The organism is Rheinheimera nanhaiensis E407-8 (assembly GCF_000296695.1).
GTDB lineage: Bacteria > Pseudomonadota > Gammaproteobacteria > Enterobacterales > Alteromonadaceae > Alishewanella > Alishewanella nanhaiensis.
Map to the genome: position 1 here is coordinate 115,274 of NZ_BAFK01000009.1, position 20,580 is coordinate 135,853.

General features: G+C 54.2%; 19 protein-coding genes. 12 read left to right on the forward strand and 7 right to left on the reverse strand.

Translation table 11 applies throughout. From position 1 onward, the window contains the following. The first annotated feature begins 38 nt into the window (after positions 1-38). Genes folB through RNAN_RS09460 form a run of 3 tightly spaced genes read left to right on the forward strand, consistent with a single transcriptional unit; the run spans position 39 to position 1,686 of the window. A complete protein-coding gene (gene folB, locus RNAN_RS09450) occupies positions 39-392 on the forward strand; it encodes a dihydroneopterin aldolase (protein ID WP_008221169.1) in 354 nt (117 codons plus the stop codon). Next, entirely contained in the window at positions 392-880 is a 489-nt protein-coding gene (gene folK, locus RNAN_RS09455) for a 2-amino-4-hydroxy-6-hydroxymethyldihydropteridine diphosphokinase (RefSeq protein WP_008221170.1), read from the forward strand. Before folB ends, folK begins: the two co-directional genes overlap by 1 nt. A 2-nt stretch (positions 881-882) precedes the next feature. Then, positions 883-1,686 carry an undecaprenyl-diphosphate phosphatase gene (locus tag RNAN_RS09460; protein ID WP_008221171.1) on the forward strand — a complete coding sequence of 268 codons (804 nt, stop codon included), beginning with the start codon at positions 883-885 and terminating at the stop codon, positions 1,684-1,686. Positions 1,687-1,753: 67 nt separating this feature from the next. Here the strand turns inward: RNAN_RS09460 and RNAN_RS09465 are convergent, their stop codons facing one another. Continuing rightward, the gene (locus RNAN_RS09465; protein WP_008221174.1) at positions 1,754-2,980 is read right to left on the reverse strand and encodes a multifunctional CCA addition/repair protein; all 1,227 of its coding nucleotides are present in this window, start codon (positions 2,978-2,980) and stop codon (positions 1,754-1,756) included. 99 nt (positions 2,981-3,079) lie between these two features. Between RNAN_RS09465 and RNAN_RS09470 the strand changes: the two genes are divergently transcribed. Both RNAN_RS09470 and RNAN_RS09475 read left to right on the forward strand, forming a co-directional pair. Then, positions 3,080-4,009 carry an ExeA family protein gene (locus RNAN_RS09470; protein ID WP_008221176.1) on the forward strand — a complete coding sequence of 310 codons (930 nt, stop codon included), beginning with the start codon at positions 3,080-3,082 and terminating at the stop codon, positions 4,007-4,009. Between the two features lie 20 nt (positions 4,010-4,029). Further along, the gene (locus RNAN_RS09475; protein ID WP_008221177.1) at positions 4,030-4,815 is read left to right on the forward strand and encodes a general secretion pathway protein GspB; all 786 of its coding nucleotides are present in this window, start codon (positions 4,030-4,032) and stop codon (positions 4,813-4,815) included. 10 nt (positions 4,816-4,825) lie between these two features. Here RNAN_RS09475 and RNAN_RS09480 read toward each other — a convergent pair whose 3' ends face one another. Together RNAN_RS09480 and putA are read right to left on the reverse strand one after the other, a co-directional pair. Then, positions 4,826-5,962, reverse strand: coding sequence for a cyclic di-GMP phosphodiesterase (locus RNAN_RS09480; protein ID WP_008221179.1), 1,137 nt, complete (start codon positions 5,960-5,962; stop codon positions 4,826-4,828). Between the two features lie 165 nt (positions 5,963-6,127). Next, positions 6,128-9,904 (reverse strand): bifunctional proline dehydrogenase/L-glutamate gamma-semialdehyde dehydrogenase PutA, encoded by a 3,777-nt coding sequence (gene putA / locus RNAN_RS09485; RefSeq protein WP_008221180.1) that lies wholly within the window; start codon positions 9,902-9,904, stop codon positions 6,128-6,130. Between the two features lie 131 nt (positions 9,905-10,035). Here putA and RNAN_RS09490 point away from each other — a divergent pair, with 131 nt between their 5' ends. Further along, entirely contained in the window at positions 10,036-10,542 is a 507-nt protein-coding gene (locus tag RNAN_RS09490) for an Lrp/AsnC ligand binding domain-containing protein (RefSeq protein WP_008221182.1), read from the forward strand. A 10-nt stretch (positions 10,543-10,552) separates the two neighbouring features. On the opposite strand, the gene RNAN_RS09495 is transcribed toward RNAN_RS09490, so the two are convergent. Next, positions 10,553-11,158: a TIGR04211 family SH3 domain-containing protein gene (locus RNAN_RS09495; RefSeq protein WP_008221184.1), complete on the reverse strand. Its 606-nt coding sequence runs from the start codon at positions 11,156-11,158 to the stop codon at positions 10,553-10,555. A gap of 132 nt (positions 11,159-11,290) precedes the next feature. Between RNAN_RS09495 and RNAN_RS09500 the strand changes: the two genes are divergently transcribed. Both RNAN_RS09500 and glnE read left to right on the forward strand, forming a co-directional pair. Beyond that, positions 11,291-12,238, forward strand: a complete 948-nt coding sequence (locus RNAN_RS09500) for a CYTH domain-containing protein (RefSeq protein ID WP_008221186.1) — start codon at positions 11,291-11,293, stop codon at positions 12,236-12,238. Continuing rightward, positions 12,225-15,053 (forward strand): bifunctional [glutamate--ammonia ligase]-adenylyl-L-tyrosine phosphorylase/[glutamate--ammonia-ligase] adenylyltransferase, encoded by a 2,829-nt coding sequence (glnE, locus tag RNAN_RS09505; RefSeq protein ID WP_237739905.1) that lies wholly within the window; start codon positions 12,225-12,227, stop codon positions 15,051-15,053. The genes RNAN_RS09500 and glnE overlap by 14 nt, the downstream gene beginning before the upstream one ends. Here the strand turns inward: glnE and RNAN_RS09510 are convergent. The 3 genes from RNAN_RS09510 to tolC all read right to left on the reverse strand — a co-directional run bounded on the left by RNAN_RS09510 (position 15,050) and on the right by tolC (position 18,038). Continuing rightward, the gene (locus RNAN_RS09510) at positions 15,050-15,637 is read right to left on the reverse strand and encodes a TcpQ domain-containing protein (protein WP_008221190.1); all 588 of its coding nucleotides are present in this window, start codon (positions 15,635-15,637) and stop codon (positions 15,050-15,052) included. The two genes, glnE and RNAN_RS09510, sit on opposite strands and share 4 nt — an antisense overlap. 2 nt (positions 15,638-15,639) lie before the next feature. Continuing rightward, positions 15,640-16,572 (reverse strand): LpxL/LpxP family Kdo(2)-lipid IV(A) lauroyl/palmitoleoyl acyltransferase, encoded by a 933-nt coding sequence (gene lpxL, locus RNAN_RS09515; RefSeq protein ID WP_008221192.1) that lies wholly within the window; start codon positions 16,570-16,572, stop codon positions 15,640-15,642. A 110-nt stretch (positions 16,573-16,682) separates the two neighbouring features. Then, positions 16,683-18,038 carry an outer membrane channel protein TolC gene (gene tolC, locus RNAN_RS09520; protein ID WP_008221194.1) on the reverse strand — a complete coding sequence of 452 codons (1,356 nt, stop codon included), beginning with the start codon at positions 18,036-18,038 and terminating at the stop codon, positions 16,683-16,685. Positions 18,039-18,158: 120 nt separating this feature from the next. On the opposite strand from tolC, the gene nudF reads away from it, so the two are divergent. The 4 genes from nudF to RNAN_RS09540 are packed head-to-tail and all read left to right on the forward strand — an operon-like array spanning position 18,159 to position 20,580. Then, positions 18,159-18,794: an ADP-ribose diphosphatase gene (nudF, locus tag RNAN_RS09525; RefSeq protein ID WP_008221195.1), complete on the forward strand. Its 636-nt coding sequence runs from the start codon at positions 18,159-18,161 to the stop codon at positions 18,792-18,794. Between the two features lies 1 nt (position 18,795). Further along, entirely contained in the window at positions 18,796-19,233 is a 438-nt protein-coding gene (locus RNAN_RS09530; protein ID WP_008221197.1) for a DUF1249 domain-containing protein, read from the forward strand. Further along, positions 19,233-20,015: a metallophosphoesterase gene (locus RNAN_RS09535; protein ID WP_008221199.1), complete on the forward strand. Its 783-nt coding sequence runs from the start codon at positions 19,233-19,235 to the stop codon at positions 20,013-20,015. The genes RNAN_RS09530 and RNAN_RS09535 overlap by 1 nt, the downstream gene beginning before the upstream one ends. Continuing rightward, the gene (locus tag RNAN_RS09540) at positions 20,008-20,580 is read left to right on the forward strand and encodes a YqiA/YcfP family alpha/beta fold hydrolase (RefSeq protein WP_008221201.1); all 573 of its coding nucleotides are present in this window, start codon (positions 20,008-20,010) and stop codon (positions 20,578-20,580) included. Before RNAN_RS09535 ends, RNAN_RS09540 begins: the two co-directional genes overlap by 8 nt.

The following is a 20,580-nucleotide window of genomic DNA, read 5'->3' on the forward strand; positions in this document are numbered from 1 at the left end:
ACCTGAAACGAGAAATAACGCAATGCGGATGTAACTGAATGGACATAGTTTTTATAAAACAGCTACAAGTAGACACCGTAATCGGCGTTTACGACTGGGAGAAAACCATTCAGCAGCGTCTGGTTCTGGATTTGGTGCTGCATACCGATGTGCGCGCGGCGGCGGCTAACGATGATATTCGCCTGACGCTGGATTATGCCGTTATTGCCGGCAAAGTTACTGCGCTGATTACGGCGCAGCCGATCGAGCTGATAGAAACCGTGGCTGAGCGGGTGGCTGGCATGCTGCTGACTGAGTTTGCCACCAGTAAGGTTGATGTTACGGTAACTAAACCCGGCGCTGTACCGCAGGCGCAAACGGTGGGCGTGCAAATAGTGCGGAGCCGCAGTTAATGGCGCGTATTTACATCAGTATTGGTAGCAATACCCGTCGTGATTATCATGTGCGCTCGGCGGTAAAGGCCCTGAAGCAGCAGTTTGGCGCCGTGCAGTTATCGTCGGTGTACGAAAGTGAAGCGGTCGGCTTTGTCGGTGAGCCATTTTATAATCTGGTTGCTGCTGCAGACACGCTGTTGTCGGTGGCAGAGTGCGTTGCGCTGTTTAAGCAGATTGAAGATCAGTTTGGTCGCGATCGCAGCGCGGCCAAATTCAGTGGCCGCACGCTGGATCTGGATTTACTGACCTATGATGAGCTGATTTGTCAGCAACCGGTGGAGCTGCCGCGTGCTGAAATTACCGAAAATGCCTTTGTATTGTGGCCACTGGCGGAACTTGCCCCCGATGCGCTACATCCAGGCAGCGGGCAAACCTACGCCAACTTGTGGCAGAACTACAGCAAACAACAAAAATTATGGCCGGTGCCATTTAACTGGAGCGAGTAACCGTGAGTACAATGGAAGTGATTATTCTGGCCATTATTCAGGGCCTGACTGAATTTTTACCTATTTCTTCTTCTGCGCACCTTATTTTGCCGTCAGCCATGTTTGGCTGGCAGGATCAGGGCCTGGTTTTTGATGTAGCGGTGCATGTGGGCACCCTATTGGCGGTGATGCTGTATTTTCGCCGTGATATCGGCCAATTGACGGTGGGGTGGCTGCAATCGCTGGCTGGTAAACACAGTACCGACAGTAAACTGGCCTGGTGGGTGATCCTGGCCACTATTCCGGCCGGGCTGGCTGGCTTATTCGGTGCCGGTTTAATTGAAAACTTTTTACGCTCGCCCTATGTCATTGCCATTACCACTATCGTATTTGGTTTGGCGCTGTGGCTGGCGGATGCTACCGCTAAGCAAGTGCAAAGTATGGCGCAGCTGAGCTGGAAACAGGCGCTGCTGATTGGTATCGCCCAGGCGGTGGCACTTATTCCGGGGACGTCGCGCTCGGGTATTACCATGACGGCTGCGCTGATGCTGGGGCTGGATCGGGTGAGTGCCGCGCGTTTCTCGTTCTTGTTGTCTATCCCTATTATTATCCTTAGCGGTGGTTATCAGGGCGCTAAGCTATTGGCCGAACCCACGCAGTACGATGTCGGTGCTATTTTGCTTGGCACCGGCTTGTCCTTTATCAGTGCTTTTGTCTGTATTCACCTGTTTTTAAAAGTGATAGAGCGGATGGGGATGTTGCCTTTTGTCATTTACCGGCTGATTCTGGGTGTGGTGTTGCTGTTGGTGCTTAACAGCGCAGCCTGATTAGCGCGCAGCCTGATTAGCGCGCAGCTTAAGCAATACATAGCTTAAGCCGCGCTATGCTTAAGCCTTACACAGCCAGCCACTGCTGTTTAGCGGCCTGAATGGCTGCTAAACGGGCGCGCTGTAAGCCCTGTTTTATCGCTTCGCCTTGCAGACCCTGAGCGACCATATCTTTTGCCGAAACCTGCTGCGCCGCGCCGGCCAGCGCCTGCAGGTAGTCTGCCTGCCGGTATTCTGCCTGCTCAAAGCCGGTGCGGCCGCGTAAATCGGCGGTGCAGCACAGCAGGATGGCATCCAGCCGGGCCGGTTTACGCCATAAGTCGATAGCGTCAAACAGTTTTAACACAGTGGCACTTTTCAGCTCAAGGGCGCGGTGCACCAGCTGATGGTACTCACATACTAACAGCGCCAGTTCACGGCAATCATTTGGTACTTTCAGCCGGTCACACAGCTGGTTTATCAGCGGCAGCCCGGTATGTTCATGGCCATGATGCGACGGCCAAAGCTCAGGTTTAGTGACGCCTTTACCCAAATCATGCACCAGCGCAGCAAAGCGGATATCGCTACGCGCTGATAACATGGCGGCCTGTTCCAGTACCAGCAGTGTATGCACGCCGGTATCAATTTCCGGGTGCCACTGGGGTGGTTGCGGCACACCCCATAAGGCGGCCAGCTCAGGCATTAATACCTGCAAGGCGCCGGTATCGTACAGCAATTGAAAGTAAGCTTGTGGTGTGCGCTCGCCAAGCGCTTTGGCGGTTTCCTGCCATACCCGCTCCGGTGTTAACGTCACAAGCTCGTCTGCCAGTGTGCGCATCAGCTGTTGGGTTTCGGTCGCTACGCTAAAGCCCAAATGCGCATAGCGGGCATAAAAGCGGGCTACCCGCAGCACGCGCAGCGGATCTTCGGCAAAGGCATCAGACACATGGCGCAGCACCTTATGCTTCAGATCGGCCACGCCGCCAAAGGGGTCAATCAGCTGGCCGTCGTCAGCTTGCGCGATGGCGTTAATGGTTAAATCACGCCGTTGTAAATCCTGCTCCAGGGTGACATCCGGTGCGGCATACACGCTAAAGCCGGTATAACCGCGGCCGCTTTTACGCTCGGTGCGCGCCAGTGCGTGCTCTTCTTTGGTTTTAGGGTGTAAAAAGACCGGAAAGTCTTTACCGACCTGCTGATAGCCCAAATCCAGCATTTGCTGCGGCGTGGCCCCTACCACCACCCAGTCGCGTTCATGAAACGGATAACCTAAAAGGGTGTCGCGAACGGCACCGCCCACCAGATAACGTTGCACCGGCTTTCCTGTTGCGTGATTTTTTGCCATTATACCCGCCGAGTTGCAAAATGCACGGCTGCACCAGGGTGCAGTACACTTCAATCAGCAGGATGCCGTATGTATACCGGATTTTTTGGCTTAAGCAGTGCGCCATTTTCCATTGCGCCCAACCCGGATTTTATGTACCTGAGCCCACGCCATGCCGAGGCCTTAGCGCATTTACGTTTTGGTTTAGGTGAGGCCGGCGGCTTTGTGCTGCTCACCGGTGAAGTGGGCACCGGTAAAACCACCGTTTCGCGCTGTTTGCTACAGGAGCTGGACGATAAGGCCGAGGTCGCCTTTATTCTAAACCCAACCCTCTCAGAGCTGGAGTTGTTAGCGGCCATTTGTGATGAGCTGAAAATTCGCTATAAGAAAGCCGATGCCAGCCTGAAGCTGCTGGGCGACAAAATTAAAGCGCGCTTGCTGAAAAACCACGAAGCCGGCAAACACACTTTGCTGATCATTGATGAAGCACAGCATTTACAGCCAGCGGTGCTGGAGCAGCTCAGGCTGCTGACGAATCTGGAAACCAATACCCGTAAATTGCTGCAGGTGATTTTAATCGGCCAGCCTGAGCTGCAGCAACTGCTAAAACGTAATGATTTACGCCAGTTAGCCCAGCGCATCACCGCACGCTACCACTTACTGCCGTTAACGCCGGATGAGGTCAGGCACTACCTGAAGTTTCGCTTGCAGGTGGCTGGCTGCAGCCGGCCGGTGTTTAGTGAGGCGGCAATAAAACGCTTGTACCAGTTATCCGGCGGTATACCGCGGCTGCTGAATTTAATGGCCGACAGGGCCTTGCTGGGCGCTTACAGCCAGCAGCAGGCGATGGTGAGCGACAAGCTGGTGCGCCAGGCCGCCGGCGAAATTTTGCCACTGTCACAGCAAAGCAAGGCTGTGGCGCTGCCACGCTGGTTCTGGCCTGTGGTAGGCCTTTGCGCTATAGTGCTGGGCTTCGGCTTAGCCATGTTGGTGCTACCCTGGCTCGCCACCCAGTCATGACAAGGTGTAGAACAGACTAGATGTCAATTTTAATGGATGCGCTAAAACAACAGCAGCAACAAACACTACCGCAGCCCAATGACAGCTCGGCCTTCTGGCGCAAGTTGGCGCTGGCGTTAGCCCTGTTGTTAGCGCTGTGTCTGGGGGCTTTGCTGGCCTATTGGTTTACGCCGGCTGCCACTGTGCCCGGCCAAGCCAGTAACAGCACCGTGCCCGCCGCAGTGGCTGAGCCTGCCAGCAGCGCGCAAATTATTGCGGCATTAACGCTAAACCCTGATACCGCCTCACCGACACAGCTACCACAACAGTTGGAGCAAAGCCTGAACCCGCCGCCGGCGCCGGTACAAGAGCAGTTTGTTACCCCGCCACCGGTGGCGACCATGACTGCCGGTACTGCCGCCGCCGAGCCACAGCCATTGCAGGCCAGCAGTAAAGCCACTGCCGAGCCGATCGCCAGCAGCACTGAAGTGTCGGCCGAGCTCAGAGATAAATTTGCCTCGGCGCTGGAAGCCACTGCGCAGAATGTGCGCCCAAGCGCTGTGCCCAGCCATACTGCGCCAGCGGTTGATATCGCCAGCCTGGAGCGGACATTACAGCTGCAGATCCCGCCGCTTAAATTTGAGGCTCACGTCTATGCCACCAGCACTAATCAGCGCTGGGTCAAGGTGAATGGCAAAACGCTGCAGGAAGGCCAGTGGGTAACGGCCGATATCCGTATCAAAGAAATTACGCCGCAGTTTGTGCTGCTGCAGCTGGGTAATCAGTTATTCAGCATGGCGGCGCTAAGCGAATGGCAGGGCATCTGACTAGCTACGGCTAGATATAGTTACGCACATCCAGACCGTATTTTTTCAGCTCCACACAGCTGTCTATCTGCTCTTCCTGCTGGCGGGCTAGATCCAGTACCTTAGGTGTAACATGGTGCTGGTGCACACTGTGGTAAAACACCTTCACTTTAGGTAATAACGGCTTTTTGGCGTTATTTTCCAATACCAGCGCCAGTTTGCCACTCGTCAGTTTTACCACTGAGCCTGGCGGATAAATACCAATACATTTAATAAACTGCTGCAGCAGTTCGGCATCCAGCTTGTGTGGTGTGCGTTCGAGCAGCAAGCGCGACGCTGCCAGCGGCCCCAGTTTGCTGGTTTGTGGCGAGGTGAGTTTTTCATAGCTGTTGACAATAGCCAGCATGCGGCTGGCTTTTTCGATTTGACCGGCGCTGATCTTCGGTGAGCCGCTGCCATCAAGGTGGGCGCAGTGCTGGCTGATCCACAGCGAGACTTCACCGGACAGATTAGCGGTTTTTTGCAGCGCATTTAAGCTGGCCGGTATCGCTTTGTGATCTTCGGCTTGCAGCAGATCAGGGTTTATCGCTTTGCCAATATCATGCAGCAGTGCCGCGGTAATAAGGGCCTGCACCTTGTGTGGCGGCAAATTCAGGTAACGGCCAAAGGCCGCCATATAAACAGCACAATTAATACTGTGCTGCAGCAGGCTGTCGCTTTGCTCGGCAATGCGGCTTAAGCATAACAGCACATCCTGATTGCGGCTAATCGACTCGGCCAGGCCGGCACTGACTTCGTAAACCAGGGTGAGATCAATTTGCTGCTGCTGGCGCGCCGCGTCCAGTAGCTGGCGCTGGGCTTTTTGCGTATTTAGCAGGGCGCGTTCGGCCTTGGGCCACTCATCACTAAATAAACTGCGTGCTGCGGCCTCATCGCTGCGAGCGGTTGGGGTGGTGCTATCAGTAAGGCCTTCTGCCGGCTCGGGTTTCAGGGCTTTGGCCGGATCGACCAGCACCACCTGCACGCCTTTACGGCGCAGCATATCGACGGCCTGGGCATTACGTACCCAACCGGCATGCTTAACGATCACTTCGCCGCTTTGTTGTAGCACCTGCACCACGTAGCTTCCCGGCTGCAGATCAGCGATGCGGACTTCCTGATACGGCATCTATTACACCTTTGCCAAACGCTTTGTTAGCGGCTCAGTATACCTGAAGCACCTTAACTATAAATTAACAAAAAGATGATTTGTCGTTGCGCTGCGACAATATGAGTTAAAACATAGCATAAAGCCCGTAAAAACGGGCTTTATCATAGGGCTGGCGGCGAAATATTAACCGAGGTTGTCTGCCATCGTCATCAACGACGCATTACCACCAGCAGCGGTGGTGTTGATGGTGATGGTTTTTTCTGTCACCAGACGCTGCAGTAACTGTGGGCCGGCCGGTGCGGTAATGAGCGGCAATATTGCCCCTGGGCGCGCGGCAATCAGCTCGGCGCACAGCGGTTTTACCGCACTGCTCACGTCCACCATGGCACCGGCCAGATCAGCATGCGCCAGTAAGGTAGTCAGGCAGTCCAGCCGCACCACCGCCAGCAAATGCTGTGGCATGCCGGCTTGTTGTAAGGCTTTAATGCAGGCTTCGGCTTCAGCAAAATCCTGCTCTTCTACCGCCGTGATCACCGCATTACCAGCGGCCAGTGCGGTAATAATAGCGACCAGCCAGTAGCTAAAGCTGCTGCTATCGTCACGTACCAGTGCCAGCACGCCGCGTGGGTCCAGCACCAGCATATTGCTTTCACCGGTGGGGCCGGGCAGGCTCACGGGCTGTTGCAGTTCGCGCTCAACCCGCTGCAGTTTTTGCTGCGCCAGGGTCAGTACCTGCTCTAAATCCGGCTCCTGCTTGTTTACTACGCTGTTAGCGGCCAGCGAGGCCAAGAACTGCCGCAGTACCGAGGTGCGCTGGTTAATCGGCAGCATGGCCCAGGCCTGTTGGGCGCTGGCAGCTACCGGCATGGCGTAGGCCACGGCGTTGCTGGTGGTTTCACTTAGCAGGCTATGGCGTTTTTGCTCGCTCAGCTCCGGGCAGCTGACATCCAGATTATCTTTTACCAGCCGGGTTAAATAAAGCGGACCGCCGGCTTTAGGGCCGGTGCCTGACAAACCGCGGCCGCCAAACGGCTGCACGCCGACCACAGCGCCAATCATATTACGGTTAACATAAATATTGCCGGCTTTAATGTCGCGGGCAATACGACGGGTAAACTGCTCAATACGGCTGTGGACGCCCATGGTTAAACCATAACCGGTGGCATTGATCTGGTTGATAATGCTATCAAGCTCATCGGCCTTAAAGCGGATAATGTGCACCACAGGGCCAAATACCTCACGCTCCAGCACGGTTAAATCGCTGATTTCGTACAGGCGCGGGGCAAAGAAGTAGTGTTTACCTTCCTGCGGAATGGCGCACTCATAATGCAAGGTGGCTTTATCGGCCAGATACTGCACATGGGCGCTTAAACGCTCATGGGCTTTGGCGTCGATGACCGGGCCTAAGTCGGTGCTAAGCCATTGCGGGTCGCCGACATGCAGCTGGGCCATAGCGCCTTTTAACATGGTGATAATTTTATCGGCCACGTCTTCTTGTAAAAACAGTACCCGAAGCGCTGAGCAGCGCTGGCCGGCACTTTGGAAACCTGAGGAGATCACATCGTCCACCACCTGCTCCGGCAGGGCGGTAGAGTCGACAATCATACAGTTTTGGCCACCGGTTTCAGCAATCAGCGGCACCGGCTCGCCACCACGCTCGGCCAGCTTACGGGCGATCCAGCAGCCGGTTTCGGTAGAGCCGGTAAACATCACGCCCTGAATGCGGCTGTCCGGTACTATGTGCTCGCCTACCTGACGGCCAGGGGCAATCACCAATTGCACCACATGCTCGGGCATACCGCAGTCGCGCATAATCTCGACGGTGCGAATGGCGATTAAACTGGTTTGCTCGGCCGGTTTGGCGACCACAGTGTTACCGGTAACAATGGCTGCTGCCACCTGGCCCAGGAAAATGGCCAGCGGGAAGTTCCACGGGCTGATACATAAAAACACCCCGCGCGCCTGCTGCGGCTTGGCAAACAGCTCTTCGGCACGGGCGGCATAATAGCGGCAAAAGTCGATGGCTTCGCGCACTTCAGCCACGCTGTCACCCAGGGTTTTGCCGGCTTCTTTTACGCACAGCGCCAACAGCTCATTGCGGTGCACTTCTAATGCATCGCCAATGCGGCGCAGCAGCGCAGAGCGCTCGCTGACGTCGGTCTGAGACCAACTGGCAAAGGCGCTATCAGCATTGGCCAGGATCTGCTGCATTTGGTTTTCGTCGGCATAGTGCAGGTAGCCAATAATCTCGTCCAGATTGGCCGGGTTGGTTACCGGCACCGCATCGTGTTGCACTGGTAGCTGTTTAATGCTGTCAAACCACAGCGACATCACTTTTTTAACCTGCTCTAACTGGTCAATGTCGGTCAGGTCCAGGCCATTGGAATTGAGCCGCTCGCTACCGTATAAATTGGCCGGCAGCGGAATTTGCCGGTTGCGCACACTTTGCCAGCCGCGTACCGTTTCTACCGGATCAGACAGCAGCGATTCAACCGGTATGGTTTCATCAACGATGTTGTTAACAAAGGAGCTGTTGGCGCCGTTTTCCAGCAAGCGGCGCACCAAGTATGCCAGCAGGTCGGAGTGTTCGCCCACCGGCGCATAAATGCGGCAGGGGATCTTGTCTTTAATGACGATTTCATCATACAGCGCATCGCCCATACCGTGCAGGCGCTGAAACTCAAAACCGCTGTAATCGCTGGTCATTTCCATAATGGTAGCGACAGTGTACGCATTATGGGTGGCAAATTGCGGGTAAATGCTGTCGCGGTAGCTGAGCATTTTCTTGGCACAGGCCTGATACGACACATCGGTTGACGGCTTGCGGCTAAATACCGGGAAGTCGCTAAAGCCTTCTAACTGGCTTAGTTTAATTTCGGTATCCCAATAGGCACCTTTTACCAGCCGTACCATCATTTTACGGCCAACTTTCAGTGCTAACTCGCGCAGCCACTCGATCACATGGATGCCACGCTTTTGGTACGCCTGTACCGCTAAACCAAAACCTTCCCAGCCCTCCAGCGCCGGATCGCTAAACACCGCCTCAATAATATCCAGTGACAAGTCCAGCCGGTCGGCTTCTTCAGCGTCAATAGTAAAGCCAATGTCATAGGCTTTCGCAGCCAGTGCCAGCTGTTTTACCCTGGGCACCAGCTCGTTTATTACGCGGTCGCGGTGGCTAAATTCGTAGCGTGGGTGAATGGCCGACAGCTTGACGGAAATGCCCGGGCTGTTAAAGGGGCCACGGCCATTGGCGGCTTTACCTATGGTGTCGATGGCGCGCATATAGCTGTCAAAGTAGCGATCGGCATCGGCCATGGTACGGGCGCCTTCGCCCAGCATGTCGTAGGAATAACGAAAGCCTTTGGCTTCCATCTCGGTCGCGCGCTCAAGCGCCGCATCAATAGTGGTGCCCATCACAAACTGGGCGCCCATAATTTGCATGGCATAACGCACTGCCTGACGGATCACCGGCTCGCCTAAGCGGCCACAGGTGCGTTTTAACAGGCCAAATTGTTGTTTCTTTTGCTCATCTGAATAGTTGACCAGCTTACCGGTTAACAGCAGGCCCCAGGCTGAGGCATTCACAAACAGCGAGCTGCTGTTGCCCAGGTGCGAACTCCAGTCGCCCTGCGACAGCTTGTCGCGGATTAAGCGGTCGGCCGTGGTTTTATCCGGCACCCGCAGCAGGGCTTCGGCCAGACACATCAACACCAGGCCTTCTTCGGTCGACAAGGAGAATTCATTTAATAAGGCATCAACGCCACCTTTGCCCACCTGGGCCTGGCGGATAGTCAGCACTAACTGGCGGGCACGTTCCCAGGCACGGCTGCGGGCATTAACGCCAATATCGGCCAGTGGCAACAGGTAACTTAATACCTTGTCTTCATCAGCGCGGTAGAAATCTCGGATAGTTTGACGCAGCGGTTGGGTGGCAACCAGGGAACCGTGATACAGCATTGCAGTTAGCTTCCTGACAAGAATAAGAATGCGGCATTTTAGTAAAATGTCCGCAGCATAGGGTGGTTATTTTTGCGTTTTAACCCTATATAATTCTGTCTTAATTCAGTAAAACCAGAAAAATTACTGCCATGAATACACCTGCAAAAAGTAAAGGCTTAGACCGGATCGACTTAAGTATTCTCGACACCCTGCAACGCGACGGCCGTATTGCCAATGTTGATCTGGCAAAAAAGGTGAATTTAAGTGCCAGCCCCTGCATTGACCGGGTAAAGCGGCTGGAGAAAGAAGGCTATATCGATGGCTTTGGCGCACGGTTAAATGCCGCTAAGCTGGGTTTTGGCACCGCAGCCTTTATTCAGGTGACGCTGGACAGGACGACCAGTGAGGTATTTGATAAATTCCGCGATGCGGTGGTGCAAATTCCGCAGGTGGCAGAATGCCATATGGTCGCCGGCGGCTTTGACTACTTGCTAAAACTGCGGCTGCCGAATATGGACGCCTACCGCAGTATACTGGCATTAATTGTCGATTTGCCCGGCGTAGCACAAACCCATACTTATGTGGTGATTGAACAGGTGAAAAACGATGCGGGTTTGCCGATTAAGCCGACCGAAAGCCCGCCGGCAGCGGGCTAACGCGGGCAGGTTACATCCAACGCTCGCTGTTGCGGCGCTTAGGGATCAGCAGCGGTAACACTAAACCAAAGATCAGGCCAGCCAGCAAAATTAACGAGCCCAGTACCATGGGTTTTTCCCAAATCGAACTTTGGGTGTTTTCCAACTGCACTTTTAACTGCTCGTAAGCGCGGTTGGCTTGCTGCAGTTGCTCCAAAGCGGTTTCACGCTCAGTTACGGCCTGAGTCAACTGACTATTTAACTCGTCACGTTGTTGCTCTAACGCCAGCACGGTTTCATTATGTTTGGCATACTGCTCTTTTAAATCTGCCAGCTGTGCCACCAGACCGGGCGTAAAGGTGACATATTCTTTTGGCAGCCAGCCGGTTTTATCGGCGTCATATTGAATGTGGGCATAGCCGGTTTCAGCATCTTCGCCTAAATAAGTGACACTTTGGCCGGCATTAACGGTACCGATAATACGGTATTGGTTACTGGGGCCCGAGTGCAGGTAAACAAACAGGGCGTCACTGACAAAGGCGGGTTTGGCTTCAGCTTGCGCATAAACAGCACCGCTGATCATCAGCCAGTAGGCGGAAAATAATACCAGCAGGGTGCTTTTAATTAATCTGAACATAGGTATCCTGAGCTTATTTTTATAAAACAGCTTTGCTGCCAACACCTTGGATGATAGGGAGTTGCGCCGCAATTGACAAGGTTTAAAACGGTATTGGCTGTTATTGCCAGCACCAAGGTGACAGAGTAGCAGATGAGTACTGAACTTGAGCTGAAGTTTGCCTTACCGGCAGCTTATTTACCGCAATTAATTTCGCTGCTGCCGCAACTGGCGCAGGTGCAGCATCAGGCCGAGCAGGCGTTACACAATGCCTATTTTGATACTGCCGATAACTGGTTTCGCCGCCATGATATGGGGCTGCGCAGCCGGCTGAAAAACGGCTGTTATGAGCAAACTATCAAGCTGTCAGGGCAGCAGCATGGCGCCTTGCAAATGCGGCCTGAATATAATGCGCCCTGCGCGACAGTGCTGCCGCTGCTGGCTGACTTTCCAGCACATATCTGGCCGGCCAATACTGATATTAACGTATTACAGCGCGAACTTACCGAGCTGTTTCGCACCGATTTTATCCGCCATAGCTGGCAGCTTAACACCCGCGACGGCAGTGTAGTGGAGCTGGCCTATGATAGCGGCAGCATTAAGGCAGGGGGCAAGCAGCAAGCCATTGCTGAGCTGGAGCTGGAACTGCTAAGTGGCAATGGTACGGCCTTATTTAGTCTGGCACGGCAGCTGCTGGTTCATTTACCGTTGCAGGCCGGCTGGTTAAGTAAAGCGGCGCGCGGCTATTTGCTGCGTGCCGGCCGGTCATTAGCGTTACCTGCAGCGGTAGCCACGGAAGACAGCTTGAATTTACAGCAGCAGCTGACCAGATATCTGAGTGCTTTGCAGCAAGCGGAAGCCTGTTACCCACAGCAGGGCGTACTGGCATTGCAGGTTGCGGCGCAGTCTCTGCAGCAGCTGGCCGACACCCTTGGCCAGGCAGCACTGAGCGCACAGGCGGCACAGGCGCAGCAGTTGGCGCAGCAGTGTGCCGCCGGCGAGCCACCCTTTACCGCTAATGTCTATCAGCTGTGGTTACTCGACTTATCACAATACCTGTACCAGCAAAGTGGTGACGGAGGCCAGCATGACAACGGCTAGCATGATCAAGGACAGCACCCTGGCGCAGGCGGTGGCACAGCAACTGAGCCAGCTTGAGACCGGGCAGTTAACCGAGGCACAGCAGGCGCAGTTATGTCAGTTGCTGGCCGCCAGTAGCTTTATTGGCCGCACGCTGGCGCAACAACCTGCACTGTTAAACCGGTTTAGCGACGCCAGCCAGCTGCTGCGGATGGACGATTACGCCAGCACAGCCTTAGCCGGCTGTGAGCAGTTAGACGAGGCGGCACTGTTTCGCTTGCTGCGACAGGTGCGCAATGCCCGCCTTAGCAGCATCTTAGCCGCCGATGTGCTAAAGCTGCAGAGCATCGAACAAAGCCTGCTGGCGGTATCTACGCTGGCCGATCAGTTGATTAACGCTGCCTATCGCTGGGCCTATCAGCAGTTAACCGCGCAGTGGGGCACACCGCTGGATGAGCGGGGTGAGCCGATGCCATTGCTGATCCTTGGCATGGGCAAGCTGGGTGGCGCTGAGCTGAATTTCTCCTCCGACATTGACCTGATCTTTACCTACCCGGCCAACGGTGAGACCCAGGGCGGGCGGCGCAGCAGCGAGCATCAGCAGTTTTTTACCAAGCTTGGACAAAAGCTGATTGCTGCTTTGCATCAGGTCACCGCCGATGGCTTTGTTTACCGGGTTGATATGCGCCTGCGGCCTTTTGGCGACAGTGGCCCACTGGTGCTCAGCTTTGCTGCAATGGAAGATTATTATCAGGAGCAGGGCCGCGAGTGGGAGCGTTATGCCATGCTAAAAGCCCGGGTGTTAAACCCCGATGGCTACCACAGCCAGGAGCTGCAGCAACTGTTAAAACCGTTTATTTACCGCCGTTATATCGATTTTTCTGCCATTGAATCGCTAAGACGGATGAAGCAGCAAATTGAGCAGGAAAACCGCCGCTTAAACCGGCGTGACAATATTAAGCTGGGTGTGGGTGGCATCCGCGAAGTGGAATTTATTGTCCAGACACTGCAGCTTATTCGCGGCGGGCGCATTCCGGCGCTGCAGCAGCCGTCGTTGTTAAAGGCACTGAAGGTGCTGTGCGCTGAGCAGATTTTAACCACAGAGCAGACCGACGCGCTGGGTGAAGATTACCTGCTGCTGCGCAAGGTCGAGCAGTTTTTACAGGGCATATACGATCAACAAACCCAAACCCTGCCGCAGCAGGCGCTGGCGCGCAGCCAACTGTTGGCTGCACTGGGGCAGACCGACTGGCTGGCGTTGCAACAACAGTTAGATACCGCTATGGCGCGGGTGCACCAGCAGTTTAAACAGGTGATAGACAACGGCGATGAAGCCGAGGCGCAGGACAATAGCGTAGGCCGGCTGATTTGGGACAGCGAGCGAAGCCCGGCTGAACTGGCCAGCCAGCTGGAATGGTTAGCAGAAGAGGAGGCGCAGGCGCTCATCAGTGCACTACAGCAATTCAAACAAGACTGCCAGAGGCGCAGTGTCGGGCCGCGTGGCCGCGATTATCTGGCCAAACTGGTGCCGCAGTTATTGTATTTACTGCAGCAACAACAGGCCGGGCCGGCAGTACTGAACCGTGTACTGGGGGTATTTAGGCAAATAGTGACCCGCACGGCTTATCTGGAGCTGTTATTTGAAAACAACGCCGCCCTGAAACAATTGGTGTTGCTGTGCAGCCAGAGCGGCTGGCTGGCCGAGCAACTGGCGCGCTATCCGATGTTGCTCGATGAGCTGATTGACCCGGCCCAGTTATATCAGGTCGCGACCGTGGCCGATTACCGCGACCGGCTGCGCCAGCATATGCTGCGGGTGCCAGATGATGACTTAGAACTGCTGATGGAAACCCTGCGCCAGTTTAAGCAGGCGCAGCAACTGCGTATTGCCGCCGCCGATATCAGCAGCGTACTGCCGCTAATGAAGGTCAGTGATCATCTGACCTGGCTGGCCGAAGTGATCATGGCGCAGGTGGTAGAGCTGGCCTGGCAGCAAATGGTGCAGCGTTATGGCAAACCGGCCAATGCCAGTGAGCAGGATAAAGGTCTGGCAGTCATTGCTTATGGCAAACTGGGCGGCTGGGAGCTGGGCTACGGCTCAGATCTGGACCTGGTGTTTGTGCACAGTTGCGACAGCCAGGCACCGACTGACGGCGAGCGGCCGATAGACTCCAAGCAGTTTTATTTAAAGCTGGTGCAGCGGGTGCTGCATCTGTGTACTACCCGCACCAACAGCGGCGTGTTGTACGAGGTTGACACCCGGCTTAGGCCGTCAGGCAATTCCGGTTTGTTGGCCGTTAATATCGATACTTACCAGCAGTATTTACAGCAGGAAGCCTGGACCTGGGAACATCAGGCCTTGGTAAGGGCGCGTGCTATTTATGGCTCTGACGCTCTGCAGCACAGGTTTTTACAGATCCGTCAGCAGATCCTGAGCGCGCAGCGCGACTTAGCCAAGCTGGCTGGCGATGTGGTGCAAATGCGGCAGAAACTGCGCCAGCATCATGGTGTGGAAGCTGAAGATCCTAAGCATGCCAGCGGCGGCATTGTTGATCTGGAGTTTATCAGCCAGTATCTGGTGCTGGCCTATGCGCATCAGTTTGCCGGCTTGTATCGCTATAGCGATAATATTCGCATTTTAGATGCCGCTGCCGAGTGTGGATTGCTCAGTGTGCTGCAGGTGCAGCAGTTACAGCAGGCGTATCAGTTACTGCGTGGCTATGGCCACCGCCAGACGCTGGCACCGGCCAGCTTACCTGCCGATGACAGCTTACAGGAAGCAAAAGCGCAGGTAGCGCAGGTGTGGCAGCAGCTGTTTGGCAACGCCACCGGCTAGTCTTTTTGCGGTGGCGTGGCTGCGCTGATGCAGTGCTTCAGCAGATAGTCGTTGTCTTTGTCGGTAATCACCGCTGCCCGCTCCCGCGGGCAAAAGAACGCTTGCACCGGTGAGGAGAAGTCTGGCGCTATAGCGACAGACACTTTATGTATGGTGGCAATTAATGAGTCATCAACCTGAAAATATTGCTTTACCACATAGTCACGCGGCAAGGTCCAAAACAGCTCCAGGCCTTCAGCGCGGGCGAACTCAGTCAGTTCCGTTTTAAGCGTATCACCTTCGCGAAAACGGCGGTCAGTTACCTGGCCGCGCCAGTTAATATCGGCCGGCACGACGATAGCACTGCGCTGCTGCAACTGCGTAGTTAACTGTTCGCTGGTATCAGGCAGCGTAAGCTTAAATTTAGACAGCTCGCGCGCGCCATCGGCCAGTGAGCCACGAATTTTACTGTAAAACTCACTAAAGCCCTCGGCAGCCACATTGGTAGAGTCTTTGCGGATCAGAAAATCCGGCTTGGTCAACAGCAAATAGGCCAGACCACCTAAAATAACCAATAAGCTGATATTACGGATCCAGAACCACATACTTAGTGTCCTTTATAAAGTGATGGCGCCTTGGCATCGGGCCGGGTTTTAAAGCGCCGGTGCAACCACATATATTGCTCCGGATGTTGCAGCACCGCCTGTTCTACCCACTGGTTTACCCGGGTAACGTCGGCTTTGTCATCACCGCTGGGGAACCCCTGCAACGCCGGTAATACCGTGATCTTATAGCCTTGGCTGCCCGCCAGACGGCTGGTGATTACCGGAATAACGACGCAGTTAGCTGCTTTGGCAAATAATAGCGTACCCGTGGTGGTGGCGGCATCTGGTACGGCAAAAAACGGCACAAATTCGGCGCGGTTGCGGCCATAGTCCTGATCCGGTAAGTAAAAACACACTTCCTGCTGGTTTAACGCCTCAATCAGCCCTTTAACGTCGCGTTTGCCAATCATGTATTTATTGGCGCGGTTACGGCCGTGGTATTGCAGGTAATCCATCAACGGGTTGTTATGCGGCCGGTAAAACCCGACGCTGGGGTGAGTAAGGCCAAACACGCGGCAGGCGCCTTCCAGGTGTAAAAAATGCGCCGCTAGTAGCAGTACGCCTTTACCTTCGGCTAAAGCGGTTTCAATGTGTTCATAGCCGCTAAAATGCGCCAGTTTTTTTATCCGCCAGTTTGGCCACCACCAGCCAATAACGGTGTCAAACAAGGCTTTGCCGGTTTCACTGAAGTTGCGCTCGATTAAGGCCTGTTGCTCGGCGGCGGGCATGTCGGGAAAGCACAACTGGATATTGCGCAGGGCCACTTTGCGGCGCGATGTAAGCAGTTTACCTAACAGGCGGCCAAAGCCACTGCCCAGTGCCATTAATACCGGGTAAGGCAACCAACTGATTAACCACAGCAGCGCTGCACCCAACCAAAGTAACCAGTATTGTGGCAAGAAAAAACGCCAGCTAAACTGCGGAGCCTGAACCACGCGATATCCTCAGTGAAAAAATGATGCGCTATTGTAGCGAAAATTGACCGGGGGGATAGTGAAAACTGGTAAGAGGTTCACCGCCGCTGCGGTGAACCTGCAAGGAGAGCTTAGCTGGACAGAGCCTGATTAATTGCCTGTAAATCTTGTTCAGACAAGTTACCTGCTGCCTGTTTCAATGTCAGAATGGCAATAATGTAATTGTAGCGTGCACCCGATAAATTGCGACGGGCTTCAAACAGGTTACGGGTGCTTTGCAGTACGTCAACAATGGTACGGGTGCCCACTTCAAAGCCTGCTTCAGTGGCATTTAACGCACTTTCTGCTGACACCACAGCCTGCTCTAAGGCACGGATGGTGGCGATATTGGCGTTAATGTCATTAAATGAGCTGCGTACCTGGCGAACAGCTGTGCGATAGCTGAGCTCTAAATCCTGGCTGGCAACAACATAGTTAGCCCTTGCTACGCTGGTTTGTGCTGTGGTGGCGCCACCACTGTACAGTGGCACGCGCAGGTTCAAACCGATTTGCTTGCTGTCCAAACGCGGCAGATTGGTTTTTTGTGTCTGACCCGCCAGCGTGTTTTCTGTTGTGTTGTCAGCGGTGCCATAAGAAGCGTCCAGACTAACGGTTGGATAGTGCCCAGCCACCGCTTTATCAATGTCGTTTTGGGCAATTTCCAACGCTAACTTATTGGCTTTAAGGCTTAAGTTCAGCTGCTCGGCCAGTTTTACCCATTCGTCTGCGGTGGCCGGTGACGGCGTCTGGGTGGAAAACTTGTCGGTATTTAAGCTGGCCAGCTCGTCATGGTACTGGCCGGTAATTTCACGCAGGGCTTCGCGGGCCGTTTCCAGGTTGTTCTGTGCAGTGATTTCACGGGCTAAGGCGCTGTCAAACTGAGCCTGGGCCTCATGCACGTCTGTAATAGCCGTTAAGCCAACAGCGAAGCGCTGTTTGGTTTGCTCTAACTGGCGCTCTATGGCGCGCTTTTCTGCTTCGGCAAAGCCTAAATCGTCTACCGCTTTTAGCACGTTAAAGTAGGTTTGTGATACCCGAACGATCAAGCCTTGAGTTGCTGCATCCAGATTGGTTTGGCTTTGCATCGCCCGTTTTTCAGCGGTGTTTAAATTCTCCCAGTTGTTCCAGTCAAACAATGACTGTGACAGATTGACTTGTGCACTCCAACCGGTAGTGTCATTGTCGATGAGGGCCATGCCAGACTCTAACAACTGCGCGCGTTCGGCCATCGATTTACTGTATCCAGCCGTTAAATTTACCTGTGGTAATAAGCTGGCTTTAGACACATCAATGCCTTGTTTGGCGGCATCACGGGTGGCGATGGCTTTGAGTAACTGCGGATCTTTTTTCGTTGCTAACTGATAAATACTTTGCAGGTTGTCAGCGGCCTGAGCGCTGAACATAGCGAAGCTGGTGGCTAACAAGGTGCTCAATAAGGTCTTTTTCATTTTTACCTATCCTGGCCGTCTAAAAAGGAAACTGCACGAATAATACTCTGTTACGGTAAACTAGGTAATCTTTAAACCGTAAAGTTACGCGCTAGAGTGTAACAGAATGTGAGTACAGTAATGTCAGAATTCAAGGCTGAACAGTATCCGTCATTTAGCGCCACGGATGTTGAGATTATCGACAAAAGCACGGTTTTTCGGGGTTTTTTCCGCCTCGACCGCTACACCCTGCGCCATCGTTTATTTAATGGCGGCTGGAGTACGCCAATGCAGCGGGAAATGTTTGAGCGCGGCCATGCGGTGGTAGTGCTGCCTTATAATGCCCAAACCGATGAGCTGGTGCTGATTGAGCAGTTTCGGTTAGGGGCGATGGCGTCAAGCCCAAGCCCCTGGTTGCTGGAGGCCATCGCCGGCATGATTGAACCGGGCGAGAGTGCACAGCAGGTGGCGCAGCGCGAAGCGCAAGAAGAGGCAGGGTTAACAATTACCGAGCTTTGGCCTATGCTTAGCTACTTATCCAGCCCGGGTGGCACTACCGAGCGTATACAGTTGTTTCTGGGCCGCCTAACAGCCCCGGTAAGCGCTGGGGTGTTCGGTTTGGCCGATGAACACGAAGACATTAAAGTGCATGTACTACGCCGAACTGATGCGATGCAGCTATTGGCCGAGCAAAAAATTGACAATGCTGCCAGTGTCATTGCGCTGCAGTGGCTGGCGCTTAATCTGGATAAAGTAAAACAAGCCTGGGGAGACTGACGTGTGGTTTAAACGGCAGAAGTATGTGCCAAAGTTGCCGGATTTTCTGGCGCTGTGTGAGCGTAATTACGCTCAGCTTAACCGTTATCTGACCGCTGAGGTGCGCCAAGGACAGCGCATGGATATTCAGGTGACAGATCAGCACTGCTACCGGTTAACCATCACTGAACTGGCCCGCTTTACCACCACCTTGCAGATTGAATTGCTGCAGCATGGCAGCTTTTTTACTCCGCGTTTTAGCGTACGGCTATACCATGATGCCCAGGTGGCCGAAGTGTTAGCCTGTCAGCACTTAAGCCGCATTGCCGCCCGTTACGATTACCCCAACAGCCAGATGTTGCTGCCGGATGAAAAACGGCAGATTAATTTGCTGCTGCGTGACTGGTTAAAACTGTGCAGCGCCCGCGGCTACCGGCGCGACAGCCTGGTGTTTGCCTGATGCACTACCGCTTTGCCACCAAAGCGCAGTATCGGTTGGCGCAAATTACCGATTGTCATTTACTGGCCAGTAGTGAAGATTTATATAAGGGCGTGCAGCCTGCCCGTTATCTGGCAGCGATTGTGGCGCACTTAGTACAGCAACAGCCAGATGCGGTGCTGTTAACCGGCGACGTCACCCAGGATCATACGCCGGCGTCTTATCAGCTGCTGTGCCATATTATGGCGCCGCTAAGTTGCCCGGTGTTTTGTCTGCCGGGTAATCATGATGATGTAGAGCAATTAGCATGGCTATGTGAGCAAGCGCCGTTTCGCCCTGAGCGCAGCCTTAAATTGGCCGGCTGGCAACTGCTGCTACTTAATACCAAAGGCGATACGCCGGCCGGCGTATTTATGCCGGCCGAGCAGCAATGGCTGCAGCAGCAATGTGAGCAGACAACCGCTGAAGCTATCTGGTTGTTTTGTCATCATCACCCGGCGCCGCTTAACTGTTTTATCGACAAGCACGGTCAGCTGAACCAGGCACAGTTGTGGCAAAGTATTAACGAGCAACCCCGTATTCGTGGCATTGGCCATGGCCATGCACATTATGCCTATCATCGGCGGCAGCAGCAGGTGGATATTGTTGGCTGCCCGGCCAGTTCAGTGCAGTTTTTGCCTACACCTGACTGGCAAACGGTCGATCAGGGGCCACAGTGGTGTGACTGGCATTTTAGTGCCAATGGTGAGGTGCGCTGGCAGTTTCAGCGCCTTAATTTAAGCAAAAGTAGTAATAATGACTAAAAAAGTAGTGTATTTACATGGCTTTGCCAGCTCGTCGCAATCGGAAAAAGCCGTTTTAACCAGTGCGTTTTTTGCCCGTTATTACCCGCATATCGACTATGCGGCTTTGGACTTACCCTACGCGCCGGATGCGGCTTTGGCGCTGATTCGCCAGCATATCGGCCAAACAACAGAGGTGGCGCTCATTGGCAGCTCTTTGGGCGGCTTTCTGGCAACCTGTATCGCCGAGCAGCTGGGCTGCCGCGCCTGTCTGATTAACCCGGCCGTAGCACCCCATAAGGTGTTGCATCAGCATTTGGGACGCTATTATCATCCGGTGCTGCAGCAGCATTATGAGGTGACCGCTGAACATATGTCGGTACTTGAGCAGCTGATGCCAATGACGCTGAAACAGCCACAGAATTACCTGCTGCTGTTGCAAAGCGGTGATGAAGTGTTAGATTACCGTTTGGCGCTTGATTACTATCAGGGCGCAAGCATAAAACTGAGTGAAGGTGGCGATCACAGCTATGTCGGCTTTGCCGCAGAGCTGGAAACTATTGCCAACTTTTGCCAACTCGCGTAA

Excerpts from the sequence above, each read along its gene's own strand:
- tolC (WP_008221194.1), bottom strand. The coding sequence starts at position 18,038 with ATGAAAAAGACCTTATTGAGCACCTTGTTAGCCACCAGCTTCGCTATG.
- putA (WP_008221180.1), bottom strand. The coding sequence starts at position 9,904 with ATGCTGTATCACGGTTCCCTGGTTGCCACCCAACCGCTGCGTCAAACT.
- folK (WP_008221170.1), top strand. The coding sequence starts at position 392 with ATGGCGCGTATTTACATCAGTATTGGTAGCAATACCCGTCGTGATTAT.
- RNAN_RS09500 (WP_008221186.1), top strand. The coding sequence starts at position 11,291 with ATGAGTACTGAACTTGAGCTGAAGTTTGCCTTACCGGCAGCTTATTTA.
- RNAN_RS09510 (WP_008221190.1), bottom strand. The coding sequence starts at position 15,637 with ATGTGGTTCTGGATCCGTAATATCAGCTTATTGGTTATTTTAGGTGGT.
- nudF (WP_008221195.1), top strand. The coding sequence starts at position 18,159 with ATGTCAGAATTCAAGGCTGAACAGTATCCGTCATTTAGCGCCACGGAT.
- glnE (WP_237739905.1), top strand. The coding sequence starts at position 12,225 with ATGACAACGGCTAGCATGATCAAGGACAGCACCCTGGCGCAGGCGGTG.
- RNAN_RS09495 (WP_008221184.1), bottom strand. The coding sequence starts at position 11,158 with ATGTTCAGATTAATTAAAAGCACCCTGCTGGTATTATTTTCCGCCTAC.
- folB (WP_008221169.1), top strand. The coding sequence starts at position 39 with ATGGACATAGTTTTTATAAAACAGCTACAAGTAGACACCGTAATCGGC.
- RNAN_RS09475 (WP_008221177.1), top strand. The coding sequence starts at position 4,030 with ATGTCAATTTTAATGGATGCGCTAAAACAACAGCAGCAACAAACACTA.
- RNAN_RS09540 (WP_008221201.1), top strand. The coding sequence starts at position 20,008 with ATGACTAAAAAAGTAGTGTATTTACATGGCTTTGCCAGCTCGTCGCAA.
- RNAN_RS09535 (WP_008221199.1), top strand. The coding sequence starts at position 19,233 with ATGCACTACCGCTTTGCCACCAAAGCGCAGTATCGGTTGGCGCAAATT.
- RNAN_RS09490 (WP_008221182.1), top strand. The coding sequence starts at position 10,036 with ATGAATACACCTGCAAAAAGTAAAGGCTTAGACCGGATCGACTTAAGT.
- RNAN_RS09470 (WP_008221176.1), top strand. The coding sequence starts at position 3,080 with ATGTATACCGGATTTTTTGGCTTAAGCAGTGCGCCATTTTCCATTGCG.
- RNAN_RS09480 (WP_008221179.1), bottom strand. The coding sequence starts at position 5,962 with ATGCCGTATCAGGAAGTCCGCATCGCTGATCTGCAGCCGGGAAGCTAC.